Source organism: Pseudarthrobacter kochi (assembly GCF_055412805.1).
The window spans coordinates 1-14,741 of the sequence record NZ_JBVAYV010000017.1 but is presented as its reverse complement, the minus strand read 5'-3'; the positions used below and the strand labels follow the sequence as shown (position 1 = coordinate 14,741).

Sequence of the window (14,741 nt, the reverse complement as noted above, 5' to 3'; positions counted from 1 at the left end):
GACGGCCGGGACACAGTAAACTCCGAGTCCACCCGGTCCAGAGAGGCATGCCATGACTGAGAAGCTTCACCTCACGCCGGAGGATGAGTTCCCGGAGGACCTCAGCAAGGTAGCGGACCAGGAACTGCAGGTCCTCGACAGCCAGGTCCAGCGGCAGTTGGACTACGAGTACGTGGCTGACGGCGAACCGAATCCGGAAACCGAATTCAGGCACTATGACCTGGATGAGGAGTTCAGCGAGCGGGACAAGCGGCAGGACTGAACGTCTTATGGTCAGTATGCTTACCAGACGCTGACAGTGGTGCAGAACAAAACCTGCGCCGAAAAGAAAAGAGCCCACCATGAGCAGGCCCGACCGCTTTGAGATCGAGGCCGCAGGCCATCTGGGCCACGTGTTTGTCTCCAAGGGACCGGCCGGAGCCGAGGCCCCGCGCCCGGCCGTCGTCCTGATCCACGGGATTGGCGTCTCGCACCGCTACTTCACGAGACTGCACGGGCTGCTGGCGGAATCGGCCGATATCTATTCGATCGACCTGCCGGGCTTCGGCGCCACCCCGCGGCCGGAACGCACCCTCTCCGTCGCAGACCACGCCACCTACATCCTCGGCGCCCTGGAACAGCTTGGCGTCCTGGACTTCGTGCTCGTCGGACACTCGATGGGCACCCAGTTCGCCACCGAGGCCGCGCTCCAGCAGCCTGACCGGATTTCCCGCCTGGTCCTGATGGGTCCGGTGGTCGATTCCAAACGCCGCACCGTGCTGCAGCAGGCCCTGGCGCTCGGCAGGGACAGCCTCTTCTTCGAAAGCCCGTCCTCGAACGCGCTCGTCTTCACGGACTACCTCCGGTGCGGCCCCACCTGGTACCTGAAAACGCTGAGGGTCATGATGGACTACCCCACGGACGAGCGGATCGCCGGGGTCACGGCACCGGTCCTCGTGGTTCGCGGTGCCAACGACCCCGTGGCCTCCGTGGGCTGGTGCCGGCGGCTGGCCGGACGCACGGACCGGGGGCAACTGCTCGAAATCGAAGGCACCGGGCACGTGGTGCAGCACAACCGGTCCGGGGAAGTGGCGGGAGCCATCCTGGACTTCGCGGGAATCCGCCAAACGGCCGGGGGGATCCAGCAGGGACGCCCGGCATGAGCAGGATCCTGTGGACCGGCCACTGGTGGATCCAGGACTACCTCTACGCCGCGGGGCGGCAGCTCCTCAGCGCCGTTTCCCGGACGAGTCCGGACGATTTCCTCAGCGGCTCCGGCCGCCCCGTCGTCGTAGTTCCTGGAGTCTACGAGGACTGGCGCTTTATGCTGCCGATGGTTCGGCGGCTCCATCAGGCAGGCCATCCCGTGCATGTGCTGACCCTTCTGCACCGGAACCGGCTCGCCGTGCCCAGGGCCGCGGACCTGATTGCCGGCTACATCCGGGACCGTGACCTGTCGGACGCGATGATCGTCGCCCACAGCAAGGGCGGACTGATCGGCAAGTTCGTGATGATGCAGCTGGATCCGGAGCGCAGGATCGCAGGCATGGTGGCGGTCTGCTCGCCGTTCTCCGGCTCGCGCTACGCCGCGTTTATGCTGCTGCCGAGCCTGCGCGCCTTCTCGCCCCGGAATGCCGTGACCATGCAGCTCTCCCGGGAGGAACGCGTCAACGGGCGCATCACCTCGGTCTACGGTCTCTTCGACCCGCATATCCCGGAGGGCAGCGTGTTGCCCGGCGCCCGGAATATCCAGCTGGACACCGCCGGCCACTTCCGGATCCTGGCCCACGAGGACACCATCCGCACCATCCTGGACATCGCGGCCGCACCCTAGTCCGGGGCCAAACTGCGCGGGGCTAAACGTCGAAGTGCGTCCTGGCCGGTCCCCTGCCGAGCGATTCCACAACCCCGGCCGCTACCGCGTGCAGCTTGATGTTGCGGGCGCTGGAAGCAGCCTTGAGCAGTTCGAAGGCCTCGGCCTGGCTGCAGCGGTTCTGCGCCATGATGATGCCGACCGCGACGTCGATGCCGGTCCGGGTTTCCAGGGTTGCTTTGAGCTGTTGAGCACCAGTTCGTGCAGGTGCTGGTTGGTTGATGTTGCGTCTGTTGACGCTGCGGTTGATTCACTAACCACTGTCTCGTCGTGCCGTTTCACTCAGGTCAACACGATCCGGACAGGTGGCGCCCACCTGCACGAAAGCGGCAGTGGCAGACGGCTTGCGGCCGGATCGAAGAACAATCCAACGGCTTGCTGCAAAACCGTACCGGGAAATTATATACAGCCGGTCCCCGCGTTCCTGACCGGACCGGCCGCGGCCGGGAAACCGCCGTGCGCGGCCAGCTTGCGGACGTACCCTAGGACATATCTCGACGTTCGAACGGAAACCCCATGCCTGATCTCGATATCCGCGAACCGCGCTTTCTGTCGCTGGCGATCGCCGACGCCTCCCACCAGCCAGTCGAAAAGGTCGTCGAGCGGCTGGGCTCAAGCCCGGACGGACTCAGCAGCACCGAGGCCGCCCGGCGCCTTGCGGAGCTGGGACCGAACGCGGTACGCACCCACCAGGCCAGCGGATGGTCCGTCCTGGGCCGGCAGCTGCGCAGCCCCATCCTGATCCTGCTCCTCGTCACGGCAGGGCTCTCGCTTTTCCTCGGCGATGCCACGAACTCGATCGTGATCGGCGTCATCCTGCTGGTCAGCGTCGGCCTCGGGTTCAGCAACGAATTCCGCGCGGAACGTGCCGCGGAGGCGCTGCACTCCCGCGTCACCCACCGTGCTGTCGTGGTCCGCGACGCACGCCCGCAGGAGGTGGACGTGACCGCCCTGGTGCCCGGCGACGTCGTGCATCTGGCCATCGGCGCGATCATCCCCGCGGATATGCGGTTGCTCAGTGCCAAGGACCTGCTCTGCGATGAAAGCATCCTGACCGGGGAATCCATGCCCGTAGGCAAGGACCCTGCACCCGTCCCCGGCGCGGCGGCGCTCGGGGACCTGACGTCGTGCCTGTTTATGGGAACCGTGGTCCAGGCCGGCAACTGCACCGGTGTGGTCGTCTCCACCGGCGGGCGGGCCGAATTCGGCCGGATCGCCCTGGGTCTCGGCGAGCGCCAGCCCCAGACCGAATTCCAGCTGGGCCTCCAGCGCTTCTCCTTCCTGCTGCTCCAGGTGGCGATTGGCCTCACGTCCCTGATCTTTATCGCCAACCTGCTGTTGCAGCGGCCCGTCATCGAGTCGCTGCTGTTCTCGCTCGCGATCGCCGTCGGGATCACACCGCAGCTGCTGCCCGCCATCGTCAGCACGAGCCTGGCCACCGGAACCCGGCAGCTGGCCAAGCGCAAGGTCCTGGTCAAGCGGCTGGTCTGCATTGAGGACCTCGGCGACATGGACGTTCTGGTGACGGACAAGACCGGAACGCTGACCGAGGGTCGGATCAGCTTTACGGCAGCCCTGCCCGCCGGTCCCGGCCTCTCCGCCGGCGACCTGCTGACACTGGGACTCCTTGCCACCGAAGCCGACTACGCGGAATCCCAGGCATCCCCGGTGGGCCTGAACCCGCTGGACGCCGCTCTGTGGGCGTCCCCCGGCGCGGCCGCGTTCGCGCCCGGCCGGTATGAGCGCCTCGACGTTATCGACTTCGACCACCTGCGGCGGCGGACCAGCGTCCTGGTCCGCGAAGCGGGTGCCGCGGCCCGCATGATCACCAAGGGGTCACCCGAAGATGTCCTGGCGCTCTGCGGAGCCACACCGGCCAGCGTGCAGGCAATGCTGGACGAACAGTTCGATGCCGGATCCCGGGTGGTTGCAGTCGCGACCCGGGCGGCCGATGGCCTGACGGCGATCGGGCCCGCCGACGAAAAAGACCTTGTCCTCGCAGGGTTCCTGATCTTCCTGGACCGGCCCAAGGCCACCGCACGCGCCTCCCTGGACCGGCTCGAGGAGCTCGGCATCACGGTCAAGATCGCCACGGGGGACAACGCGAAAGTGGCCGAAAAGGTCTGCGACGAGCTCGGGGTGCTCTCCGGTGGAACACTGACCGGCGCCGCGGTCGAGGCCATGTCCGATGCGGAACTGGCCGCCGCGGCGCGTGAGGCCAGCATCTTCGCCCGCGTCTCGCCCGAACAGAAGGCCCGGATCATCAGGCTGCTGCGGCAGAGCGGCGGGTCCGTCGGGTTCATGGGCGACGGCGTCAACGACGCACTGGCGCTGCACGCCGCGGACATCGGCATCTCCGTGGACAGCGCCACCGACGTCGCCAAGGACGCCGCCGACGTCGTGCTGCTGGACAAGGACCTGGGCGTCCTGGCCGAAGGCGTGATGGAGGGCCGGCGGATCTTCGCCAACACCATCAAATACGTCCTGATGGGCACGTCCAGCAACTTCGGCAACATGTTCAGCGCCGCCACGGCCTCCGTGGTCCTGAGCTTCCTGCCGATGCTGCCGGGACAGATCCTGCTGAACAATCTGCTCTACGACGCCGGCCAGCTCGCCATCCCGGGGGACCGGGTGGACAAGGAACAGCTCCTGGCGCCATCGCACTGGGACATCGGTTTCATCCGGCGCTTTATGTTCCTTTTCGGCCCGATCAGCTCACTGTTCGATTTCGCCACGTTCGCCCTGATGCTGTTCGCCTTCGATGCTGTTTCGGGCGAATTCCGGGCCGGCTGGTTCATCGAGTCCATCGTCACGCAAACGCTGATCATCTTCGTTATCCGGACCCGGCGGGTGCCTTTCTTCCGCAGCCGGCCGTCGCTGGGCCTGGTCGGCGCGTCCCTGGGCGTCGTGGCCCTCGGCGTCTACCTGCCGCTCTCGCCGCTGGCCGGTGTGCTTGGCTTCGATCCGCTGCCCGTCCCGTTCTTCCTCGCCCTGCTGGGGATGGGCGCGGTGTACCTGGTGCTGGTTGAACTGGCCAAGTTCTGGTTCTACGCCCGCGCCGCGCAGCAGCCTGTCCCGCTGCGGCCCCGGGCGGTCCCGCGGCGCGGCACGACGCACCACATCGCGCGCCGTGCCGCGCGGTTCAGCACGGCGAAGGCCGGCCCGTTGCTCCACAACCGGGGACCGGAGCGGCGGCGCGGCCGAATCCGGGCACAAAGGCCCTCACATCCCGGGGGCTCCTGACCGATAGTGGGAGGGAGCGGCCAACTGGTCAATTTCCCAGCCTGCGGAGCGCACGCCTGGATGAGACCCCGGCCGACGTCCCGATTGGAAAGCCATACTGATGAGCATCTTCGAAGACAGGGTCGACGCTGGCCGGCAACTGGGAAGGCGGCTCGCGGACCTGCGGGGCCAGGACATCGTGGTCCTCGGTCTGCCCCGCGGCGGAGTCCCTGTCGCCTTCGAAGTCGCCGCCGCCCTCGACGCGCCGCTGGACGTGATCGTGGTGCGGAAGCTGGGTCTTCCGTACCAGCCGGAGCTCGCCATGGGCGCCATCGGCGAGGGTGGCGCCCGGGTGCTCGAAGAACACGTGCTGGCCCAGGCCCGGGTCAGTGACGCTGAGCTGCAGGCCGTCGAAGACCACGAACGCGCCGTGCTGGAGAACAGGGTGGCCCGTTTCCGGAAGGGCCGGACCCGGCAGGATCTCACCGGGCGCATCGCGGTGATCGTCGACGACGGGATCGCCACCGGATCCACCGCCAGGGTCGCCTGCCGGATCGCCCGGAAGCTCGGCGCCGCCAGGGTCATCCTGGCCGTTCCGGTCGCCCCCGCCGACACTCTCAGGAGCCTGACCGAGCCCGACGAAGTCGTCTGCCTCGCCACGCCGCACCAGTTCTCCGCGGTTGGCTACCACTACCGCGATTTCTCCCCCACCGAAGACGACGAGGTGGTGCAACTCCTCGACGCCGCGGCCAAGCGCCTGCAGAACTCGCCGCAGACGTCCCGGAAGCCGGCCGCGGCCAGCGCGCAGGACGCCGCCGAGTTCGATGAGGAGGTCGAAATCCCGTCACGCGGGGTGCGCCTCCAGGGCCAACTGCACCTGCCGGTCCCTGCCCGGGCCGTGGTGCTGTTCGCGCACGGCAGCGGCAGCAGCAGGCACAGCCCGCGGAACAGGTACGTGGCGGGGGTCCTGCAGCAGGCGGGGCTCGGAACCCTGCTGCTGGACCTGCTGACACCGGCGGAGGAACGGAACCGCGCCAACGTCTTCGACATCGAACTGCTGGCCCGCCGGCTGTCCTCGGCCACGGACTGGCTCGCCACCCGGCAGGACACGTCCTCCTGCGCCATTGGCTATTTCGGAGCCAGCACAGGTGCCGGGGCCGCGCTCTGGGCTGCCTCCGAACCAACCGCCCGGATCGACGCCGTCGTCTCCCGCGGCGGCCGCCCCGACCTGGCCGGACCCCGGCTCTCCGCCGTCCGGGCGCCCACGCTCCTCATTGTCGGCAGCTACGACGACGAGGTGCTGGAACTCAACCGCAAGGCGAAGTCCATGATGCGCTGCCCCAACCAGCTGGCCGTCGTCCAGGGCGCCACCCATCTTTTCGAAGAACCCGGTACGCTGGCGGCGGCTGCCATCCTCGCCCGGGACTGGTTCGTCGACTACCTGCTGCAGGCCGAAACCAATCCCCAGGAGTAACAGCATGAGCTACACCTACACCGCCGTCGTCCCGCTGAACTGGGAGGACGCCGTCGCAAAGACGCGCGCGGCGCTCGCCGCCCAGGGCTTCGGGATACTCTCGGAAATCGATGTGCGTGCCACCTTTGCCGCCAAACTCGGCGAGGACGCCGCGGAAGCCCTGGGAGACTACGTCATCCTCGGTGCCTGCAATCCGATGCTCGCCAGCAGGGCGCTGGCCGCCGAGCCGGAAATGGGCGCGCTCCTGCCCTGCAACGTGGTGGTGCGCCGCGGGACCGGGGCCACCGCGACGACGGTCCATGCCATCGACCCGCAAACCATGGTCCAGCTCAGCGGCGCCCCTGCGGTCCGCGAGGTAGCGGAGGACGCCGGCACCCGCTTGCGCGCGGCCATGGCCGAACTGGCGGCGGCGGACTGATCGGTCAGGCCCCGTGCACCTTGTGGTGCCCGTCGGCCCGGTGGCGGTAGGCGTAGACCAGCAGCGCCACACCGGCGAGCAGCAGGAGAACCGGGACGAAGAACTCGCTCGCGGTGAGCAACGCTGTGGCCTGCACCGCGAAGATGAGCCCCAACACGGCCAGGACCGCAGCCGGAATCAGCGGCCACTTCATCCGTGATGGCTCCGCAGCCCCGGGCTGGCCGGACAAGGCTGCCGGCTGGCCCGGACCGGGAGCGGTGCGGATGGGAACGAGGGAAAGCGCCGCGAACGTGGCTGCCAGGCCCAGGAACAGGACGGCGGCAACCGGCATGCCTTCCCAGTTCTGCGGGAGGGCCACCACGAGCGCAAGCGTCAGCATCACGCCGCAGGGGATCAGCGCCCACCAGTTGGAGCGTTCGCGCACGTACACCGCGCCGAAGCCCGCTCCCATAAACAGGAACAGGAAGGCGCCGGCCCAGTACGCCGCCGGGCCCGGCCAGAGCTGGGTGATTACGATGACCGCCGCCAGGCCCAGGAACACGGAGCCGGGAATGGCGGCCCACCAGTTGTCCCGGCTGCGGAAAAACAGGGTGATGAAGCCGGTCCCGGCGGCGGCGAAAATCAAGGGCCACACGAGGACCGCGCTGTTGAGGATCCCGGGCAGGTCCAGCAGCAGGAGGACACCGGCCGCCATCAACGCGATGCCGGCGATGATGCTTGTTTTGGCCGATCTCACTGGTTGCCTCCCCGGAACCCGGCGGGCGGCTGCGTACCGCCCCTGAACTTCGAGGCTATGCCGGCGGGGGCCGCGGGGGTAGGGCACAAGGTCATGGACGCCGCCTGCGGCCCGACTGGCGGCCGCGATCCTCGGCGCGGGACTTGATGCCCAGCAGCATGCGCCGCTCCATGATGAACTGCAGGGGTTCCAGCAGCGGCCTGAGGATCAGCCCCACGGCCAGCGGTGAATAGTCGTACCGCGTCCGGGACAGGAGCCGCGTGGTGCCCGCGTCGACGGGCTGCAGCACAAACGTCCAGCCGAGCTCCAGCCGGGGGCCAGCGGCTGCACCGCCGGCCGGGGTGATTTTGCCGGTGCGCGGATCCATGGTGCCGCCGAGACCCAGCACGGATCCGGCCTCCATGCGCCGGACCGGAATCCCCACGTCGGGACCCTCCTTGAAAACCAGGGGGACGACATCGCCGACGCCGAGCCGCTGGTACTCGGGAAGGATCCGGTCAGCGCTGTGCATGCCGAGGCCCGCGGCGTTCTCCAGCAGGTCGTAGCTGTACATGCCGCCGCGTCCGGCGCCCAGCTGTACGAGCCAAGGCCAGACGCCCGCGGCCGGCGCGTTGACGGTGACGGCACGCGTGCTCTGCATCCGGGGCGTCCGGACCAGCTCGTCACCGGGCAGCGGGGCTGAGGACTCCTGGGCAGTCGCACCCCAGCGCAGCATCCGGGGCCGGACGGCGAGGACATAGCCGGCGGCGGCGGCCGCCGCGGCCAAAGCCGCCAGCGGTCCGCGGAGCCGGGAGGAGGCAGCGGACCGGCTCACCGAACACCGCGTTCCACCGGCTGGTGCTGCCGTCGCCGATGCGCGACTGCCGACGGGACCAGGAACGCCAGAGCCGGCACGCTCCACAGCCAGAACCCCCAGCCGAAAAGCATCAGTCCCAGGTGGAATGCGATCACTCCGGCCCAGCCGGCGGTGGCCCACGCCCCGCCCCTGAGCAGCAGGAGGCCGAGGGCAACCTCGCCCAGGGACAGGGCCAGGCCCCACACGGCAGGATTTGCCATGAAGACGTCGCGCCAGACAGCGGTGATGAACGGCAGCAGGGCCCCGTCTGCGAAGTGCCGGTAGAACTCCGGGCCGGCGGCCACGATCCCGAGGTGGATGCCGCCGGTGAAGAGGAAGAAACCGCCCACGACCCTTCCCGGCCGTCCGGTGCGCTCCGCGGCCCGGATCCGCTCCGGGGCCTGCAGCTGAGCCACGGCCCCTACCTTTCCGTGCCGGCGCCAGCGCCGGTTTCCGTGGCGGCTTCCGCGGTGAGGGGCCGGCCGGTCCCGTTGCGCCCGGCCACGCTGCCGGGATTCAGCTGAAGTTTCCACAGATGCAGCCCTCCCAGCACCAGGAAGAATGCAGACAGCAGGACCGAGGACCAGAGGGACAACGCGGACCCGGGGACGTCGAACAGCGGCTTGAACAGCTCCCCCAGCGCCAGGGAGAAGATCAGCGTGAAGCCGAGCAGGTACAGCGCGGGCATCAACACCAGCCCCGGCCAGCGGCTGCGGAATGTCAGGACGGCGAGGATGAGGAACGCCGGCATGATGAAGCACAGGTCAAGGATGAAAACGGAGTAGAGCGAATCGATTTGGTTGCCGTTCCGCATCAGCGGCAGCAACATGGCAATCCACAGCGGATAGAAGATGAGCGGCTGGAGGAGCGCGCCCGAGGCGGACAGCACCCGGATGCCTTTTGGCAGCCGTGCCCGCATCGGCCCCTCCGCCCGGAGCTCCACCGCCGTGTAGACCATCCCCCAGAAGGACAAGGCGAAGACGGCAAGGTACACGAGGTAGAAGCCGTTGTACGTCCGCTCAATGGAGTAGATTCCATAGGCGTAGAACAGGTAGCCCAGGATTCCCAGCGCCATTAGCTGCACCTTGGGTTGGCCCCGCCGCACGGTCACTGCCAGGACCAGCAGGGCAATGCCGGCGACGGCGGACATCAGGTCCTGGGATACTGCGCCGGGAAGCAGGTCCGCTGCCACGACGCCCCGGTAGATGTCCGGGAACAGCAGCCCCGTCAGTGCGGCGGGGAGGGTCAGCGCACCGGTGAGCAGCCAGAGGGCCCGCACCGGCCACGGGCTGCGGTTCATTCCCTCGCCTGGTGTTTGTCCGGGTTATCGCCGACCACCAGCACCGGGCAGTGTGCATGGGCCACGCAGGCACCGCTGACCGATCCCATGACCTGGGCGAGGAAGCCGCCGCCGCCGCGCCGGCCGACCACCAGAAGCTGGGCGTCCCGGCTCTCCTGCACGAGGACTTTGGCCGGAGGGCCGAACTTCACGGTCCGGGTCAGGCCTTCCGGGATGTCACCGCCGAAGGCACGTTCGAGGGATTCGTCGACGAGCCGTTTGGCCGTCTCTTCCAGCTGGGTGGTGGTGGGGGAGCTCTCTTCGGGCAGGTGGGAGGCCAGGAAAAGATCCGACGTGCCCAGGCATGTGACGACCTCCAGGGGCGCGTCAAGGCTCCTGGCCATGCGCCCGGCGAGCCGGAGCGCCGTCGTCGAGAAATCCGAACCGTCCACTCCCACGACTATCCGCTGATCAGCGTTCATTGCCCCAGCCTGCCCGGCCCGCCCCGGCGCGCCTAGGGCCAAAAGTCACGCGGGGGTGTGCACGGTCCCCGGGCACCTCTAGGGTGGAACAAATCCCACACCGCCCCACAATGCGAGGAGTACTGATGAGAGTTGCTGTCACCGGAGGAAGCGGAAAGCTCGGCCGTAGCGTCGTGCGGCGGTTGGGCGAGGACGGCCACGAGGTCACCAACCTCGACCGCACCGGCACGCGGGGGCGCGGGTTCACCGAGGTGGACCTGCGCAACTACGGCCAAGTGGTGGACGTGCTCCTGGGGCTTGAGGACCGGCATTCCGGGTTCGATGCGGTGGTGCACCTGGCCGCGATCCCGGCCCCCGGCCAAGCCCCGGACGCCGCGACTTTCGAGAACAACATGCTGGCCACGTACAACGTGTTCCAGGCGGCCCGCCGGGCCGGGATCAAGAAGATTGTCTACGCCTCCAGCGAGACGGTGCTGGGACTGCCGTTCGACGTCGACCCTCCCTATATCCCGGTGGACGAGAAATACCCCGCCCGGCCGGAAAGCACGTACTCTCTGGTCAAGCACCTCGAGGAGCAGATGGCGATCGAGCTCACCCGCTGGGACCCGGAGCTCAGCATCACCGGGCTGCGCTTCTCCAACGTGATGGATCCGGAGGACTACGAGGAGTTCCCCGGTTTCGATGCCGACGCGAAGCTGCGCAAGTGGAATCTCTGGGGCTACATCGACGGCAGGGACGGGGCACAGGCTGTGGCCCGCGCCCTTGAGCACGGCACGCCGGGGTTCGAGGCGTTCATCATCGCCAACCCGGACACCGTGATGAGCCGTTCCAGCGCCAACCTGGCTGCGGAAGTTTTCCCGAACGTGCCCGTCGTCAAAGAGCTCGGTGAGCACGAAACGCTGCTCTCGATCGACAAAGCCAAACGCCTCCTGGGCTACGCGCCGGAGCACAGCTGGCGGAACTACCACCCGCTGCGCACCACTCCCACCGAAGACTGAGAAGAGTCCCATGAAATACCGCACCCTGGGCACCAGCGGCGCCGTCGTCTCCACGTACGCGCTGGGCACCATGACTTTCGGTGCCGAAGCAACCGAGGAACAGTCCCACGCGATCCTGGATGACTACCTCGCGGCGGGCGGCAACTTCATCGACACCGCCGATGTCTACGCCGCGGGGGTCTCGGAGGAGATCATCGGCCGCTGGCTCGCTGCGCGCCCGGAGGCCCGGGACCGCGTGGTGCTCGCCACCAAGGGCCGCTTCCCGACGGGAAAGGCCCCGAACGACGTCGGCACCTCCCGCCGGCACCTGAACCGCGCGCTGGATGAGTCGCTGCGCCGCCTGGGTGTGGAGCAGATCGACCTGTACCAGCTGCATGCCTGGGATCCCGTCACACCCCTGGAGGAATCCCTGCGCTTCCTGCACGACGCCGTCAGCAGCGGAAAGATCGCCTACTACGGCTTCTCGAATTTCCTGGGCTGGCAGCTGACGAAGGCCGTCCATGTGGCCCGGGCCCACGGCTGGAACGGGCCCGTGACGCTGCAGCCGCAGTACAGCCTGCTGGTCCGTGGGATCGAGTCCGAGATCGTTCCGGCCTCGCTCGATGCCGGGATCGGCCTGCTGCCCTGGTCGCCGCTGGGCGGGGGCTGGCTATCCGGGAAATACAAGCGGGACCAGCCACCCTCGGGCGCCACCCGGCTGGGCGAAAATCCGGAGCGGGGCATGGAGGCCTGGAAGGCCAGGAACGCGGACCCGCGCACGTGGCAGATCGTGGACGCGGTGCACGAGATCGCCGGACGGCACGAGGCAAGCGCCGCCCAGGTGGCCCTGGCCTGGCTGGCGGAGCAGCCAGCCGTGACCTCGGTGATCCTGGGGGCCCGCAGCACTGAACAACTCGCCGACAACCTTGGAGCTGCGGACCTGCTGTTGACCGAGGGGGAGCTGATGCGGCTGAGCGAGGTGAGCCGGCCGCGCGTCGGGGTCTACCCGTACGGGCCGATGGCCCAGGAGCAGCGGAGCCGGAAGATCGCCGGCGGCCGCTAAGGAAGCAACACGGGGTCAGCCCGCGCCTATCAGATCGCCGCCTCGGATGGGCGCGAAGTGGCCCCGCGTTGTGGTTTTGGGGGCGGGTCCGGGGCAGCGGGCTGCTGGTGCCTGGACCAGATGTCGCCCATCTCCTCCGAGGACTGCTCCACGATCCGGCTCATCGCGGCGTGCGCCGCGTTCGCCTCGCCGCGCTGGATGGCGCTCGCGACGTCGACGTGCAGCTGCAGCGCCTCGTGCTGCGGCAGGTGCGGCATCAGGCCGTGCTCGGTGCGCCCGGTCAGGACCTCGGTGACCAGGTTGTGCAGCTGGGAAAACATCGGATTTCCGGAGGCCCTGAGCACCGCGGCGTGAAATTCGATATCCAGCCGGAGGAATTCGTCGTGGTCCCCGCGCTGGCCCGAAGCCCAGAGCCGGGCGGCCTGGGAGACAAGGTCGCTGCCGGCGTCCCAGGAGGCGCGCTCGGCGGCGAGGCGGGCAGCCTGTGGTTCGATCGCGCCGCGGAGTTCGTTCAGCGCCTGCAGTTGCTCCAGCCGTTTGGAGGAGGCGAGCCGCCAGCGGATGACCTGGGGATCGTAGGCATTCCAGGAGTCTTCCGGCTGCACCACCGTGCCCAGCCGGCGCCGCGATTCCAGCATCCCCTTGGAGGAAAGCACCCGGGTGGCTTCCCGGACCACCGAACGCGACACACCGTGCACTGTTTCGAGCTCGTCCAGACGCAGGATCGAATGCGGCGCCAGCGACCCCTCGGCAATGGCAAGTCCCAGCTTGTGGACCAGCACGGAATGCAGGTCAGCTGAGGACTCCGCGTTTGGGGTTTTCATAAATAAATCATACGGCTCGGGCACAAGGGGTTGTTTAAGTCTGCTTTATTTCTCTAAGATCGCTTCCAGAGCAGATGTAACGATGCATTTGCGGCCGGCTGGACAGTGACGCCCGGCCCACAAGAAACCAAGGAGTCGTAATGAAGCGACGTTCGATCATGCAGTACGCGGCTGTCGCCGCGGCCCTGTCTCTGGGCCTCACCGCCTGCGGCGGAGCCAGCGGCAGCTCCGATGCCAAGACAGCCGGCACGGTCCGGGTCACCCTCGCGAACCACGTCTGGACCGAAGGCATCAAGGCAGCCATCCCGGAATTCGAGAAGTCCAGCGGCCTCAAGGTTGAACTGACCCAGCTCGGCGAGGACCAGCTCTCGGACCAGTACAACGTCAAGCTCAACGCCGGCAGCGACGAGATCGACGTCATGATGTACCGCCCGCTGCAGGAGGGCAAGGCGTTCGCCAAGAACGGCTACCTCGCCGACCTGACGTCCAAGGTCTCCTCGGACTCCAGCTGGGACTGGAAGGACTACCAGGACGGCCCGGTCAAGGCCACCACGGCCGACGGAAAGGTGGTCGGCGTCCCGATCATCACCGAACGCGAAGTGCTCTACTACCGCAAGGACCTGCTGAAGGCCGCCGGCCTTGAGGTTCCGAAGACCATGGAAGAGCTCGAAGCAGCCGCCAAGGCCATCAAGGCTTCCTCGCCGGACACTGCAGGCTTCGTGGCCCGCACCGGCAAGTCCGCCGCCGTCACCCAGTTCTCCAGCTTCCTGTACAGCTTCGGCGGCGACTTCACGGACGCCAGCGGCAAATCCGCCGTCAATACCGACGCCGCCAAGAAGGCCTACGCGTACTACGGCGGCCTGATCAAGAACTACGGCCCGGCCAACGTCAGCACCGACATGAGCTGGCCCGAGGCGATGGCAATCTTCACCCAGGGCAAGGCCGCCTTCTACACCGAGGCCGACTCGCTCTACAAGAACGCCACCGACCCGGCCAAGTCCAAGGTCGCCGACACGGTCGGCTTCGCCGCCCTGCCCGCCGGCCCGGCCGGTTCCAAGCCGTACAACATCCCGTCGTGGGGCCTCGCCGTCAACCAGGCCTCGGGCAACCAGGACAACGCCTGGAAGTTCATCCAGTGGGCCACCAGCAAGGAACGCACCCTCGCAGCCCAGAAGGCCGGTGTCCCCGGACCCCGCGCCTCCGTCTGGTCCGATCCCGCCGGCACCTCCACCTACCCGAAAGACCTGGCCGAGGCCATCGCCGCCAGCGCCAAGAACGGCGTCGGCCACGACCGCCCCGAGGTTGTCACGGTCGGCAAGGCCCGCGAAATCGTCGGCGGCCCGATCGTAGCCACCATCACCGGCGCTGACGCGTCCGCCGCCGCTGACACGGCCCACGAGGCCTTCCAGAAGTTCCTGGACAGCGAAAAGAAGTAGCGCACCCGGCGCACCACGCGCCGCCTACCAAACCGCCCGGTGGGGGGGGGGGACAGCCCCCACCCCCCCCCAGCCAGCCCTTCCCCCCCCCCCCCCCCCCCCCCCCGCAACACCCCTTTTCTTGCCCCCCCCCCCCCCCCCCC

15 protein-coding genes and 1 pseudogene are annotated in these 14,741 nt (G+C 68.1%); 9 read left to right on the top strand and 7 right to left on the bottom strand.

Translation table 11 applies throughout. The features are described 5' to 3' along the window. Nucleotides 1-52 precede the first annotated feature (52 nt). The 3 genes from ACZY0Y_RS10255 to ACZY0Y_RS10245 all read left to right on the top strand — a co-directional run bounded on the left by ACZY0Y_RS10255 (nt 53) and on the right by ACZY0Y_RS10245 (nt 1,813). Complete coding sequence (locus ACZY0Y_RS10255) at nt 53-262, top strand: hypothetical protein (protein WP_463957815.1); 210 nt, start codon at nt 53-55, stop codon at nt 260-262. Between the two features lie 79 nt (nt 263-341). Continuing rightward, complete coding sequence (locus tag ACZY0Y_RS10250) at nt 342-1,142, top strand: alpha/beta fold hydrolase (RefSeq protein ID WP_463957813.1); 801 nt, start codon at nt 342-344, stop codon at nt 1,140-1,142. Next, the gene (locus tag ACZY0Y_RS10245) at nt 1,139-1,813 is read left to right on the top strand and encodes an esterase/lipase family protein (RefSeq protein WP_463957811.1); all 675 of its coding nucleotides are present in this window, start codon (nt 1,139-1,141) and stop codon (nt 1,811-1,813) included. The genes ACZY0Y_RS10250 and ACZY0Y_RS10245 overlap by 4 nt, the downstream gene beginning before the upstream one ends. A gap of 22 nt (nt 1,814-1,835) precedes the next feature. Here ACZY0Y_RS10245 and ACZY0Y_RS10240 read toward each other — a convergent pair. Beyond that, nucleotides 1,836-2,045: pseudogene (locus tag ACZY0Y_RS10240) on the bottom strand (ANTAR domain-containing protein); the annotation flags it as partial. A 323-nt stretch (nt 2,046-2,368) separates the two neighbouring features. Here ACZY0Y_RS10240 and mgtA point away from each other — a divergent pair. The 3 genes from mgtA (at nt 2,369) to ACZY0Y_RS10225 (ending at nt 6,966) form a co-directional block, all read left to right on the top strand. Beyond that, entirely contained in the window at nt 2,369-5,095 is a 2,727-nt protein-coding gene (gene mgtA / locus ACZY0Y_RS10235) for a magnesium-translocating P-type ATPase (RefSeq protein WP_463957809.1), read from the top strand. 100 nt (nt 5,096-5,195) lie between these two features. Beyond that, a complete protein-coding gene (locus tag ACZY0Y_RS10230; protein ID WP_463957807.1) occupies nt 5,196-6,548 on the top strand; it encodes a phosphoribosyltransferase family protein in 1,353 nt (450 codons plus the stop codon). Nucleotides 6,549-6,552: 4 nt separating this feature from the next. Beyond that, complete coding sequence (locus tag ACZY0Y_RS10225) at nt 6,553-6,966, top strand: DUF302 domain-containing protein (protein WP_160663698.1); 414 nt, start codon at nt 6,553-6,555, stop codon at nt 6,964-6,966. Nucleotides 6,967-6,970: 4 nt separating this feature from the next. On the opposite strand, the gene ACZY0Y_RS10220 is transcribed toward ACZY0Y_RS10225, so the two are convergent. The 5 genes from ACZY0Y_RS10220 to ACZY0Y_RS10200 all read right to left on the bottom strand — a co-directional run bounded on the left by ACZY0Y_RS10220 (nt 6,971) and on the right by ACZY0Y_RS10200 (nt 10,298). Next, nucleotides 6,971-7,702: a hypothetical protein gene (locus tag ACZY0Y_RS10220; protein ID WP_463957805.1), complete on the bottom strand. Its 732-nt coding sequence runs from the start codon at nt 7,700-7,702 to the stop codon at nt 6,971-6,973. Nucleotides 7,703-7,793: 91 nt separating this feature from the next. Continuing rightward, on the bottom strand, nt 7,794-8,516 hold the full coding sequence (locus ACZY0Y_RS10215) for an SRPBCC family protein (protein WP_463957803.1): 723 nt from the start codon (nt 8,514-8,516) through the stop codon (nt 7,794-7,796). Next, nucleotides 8,513-8,953 carry a hypothetical protein gene (locus ACZY0Y_RS10210; RefSeq protein WP_463957801.1) on the bottom strand — a complete coding sequence of 147 codons (441 nt, stop codon included), beginning with the start codon at nt 8,951-8,953 and terminating at the stop codon, nt 8,513-8,515. Before ACZY0Y_RS10210 ends, ACZY0Y_RS10215 begins: the two co-directional genes overlap by 4 nt. Before the next feature lie 5 nt (nt 8,954-8,958). Further along, nucleotides 8,959-9,837 (bottom strand): hypothetical protein, encoded by an 879-nt coding sequence (locus tag ACZY0Y_RS10205; RefSeq protein WP_463957799.1) that lies wholly within the window; start codon nt 9,835-9,837, stop codon nt 8,959-8,961. Continuing rightward, nucleotides 9,834-10,298: a universal stress protein gene (locus ACZY0Y_RS10200; protein ID WP_463957797.1), complete on the bottom strand. Its 465-nt coding sequence runs from the start codon at nt 10,296-10,298 to the stop codon at nt 9,834-9,836. Before ACZY0Y_RS10200 ends, ACZY0Y_RS10205 begins: the two co-directional genes overlap by 4 nt. Nucleotides 10,299-10,423: 125 nt before the next feature. On the opposite strand from ACZY0Y_RS10200, the gene ACZY0Y_RS10195 reads away from it, so the two are divergent. Beyond that, entirely contained in the window at nt 10,424-11,296 is an 873-nt protein-coding gene (locus ACZY0Y_RS10195; protein ID WP_463882420.1) for an NAD-dependent epimerase/dehydratase family protein, read from the top strand. Between the two features lie 10 nt (nt 11,297-11,306). Then, complete coding sequence (locus ACZY0Y_RS10190; RefSeq protein ID WP_463957795.1) at nt 11,307-12,338, top strand: aldo/keto reductase; 1,032 nt, start codon at nt 11,307-11,309, stop codon at nt 12,336-12,338. 29 nt (nt 12,339-12,367) lie between these two features. On the opposite strand, the gene ACZY0Y_RS10185 is transcribed toward ACZY0Y_RS10190, so the two are convergent. Beyond that, nucleotides 12,368-13,162: a FadR/GntR family transcriptional regulator gene (locus ACZY0Y_RS10185; protein ID WP_463957793.1), complete on the bottom strand. Its 795-nt coding sequence runs from the start codon at nt 13,160-13,162 to the stop codon at nt 12,368-12,370. A gap of 140 nt (nt 13,163-13,302) precedes the next feature. Between ACZY0Y_RS10185 and ACZY0Y_RS10180 the strand changes: the two genes are divergently transcribed. Continuing rightward, on the top strand, nt 13,303-14,598 hold the full coding sequence (locus ACZY0Y_RS10180) for an ABC transporter substrate-binding protein (protein ID WP_463957791.1): 1,296 nt from the start codon (nt 13,303-13,305) through the stop codon (nt 14,596-14,598). The last annotated feature ends 143 nt before the right edge of the window (nt 14,599-14,741 follow it).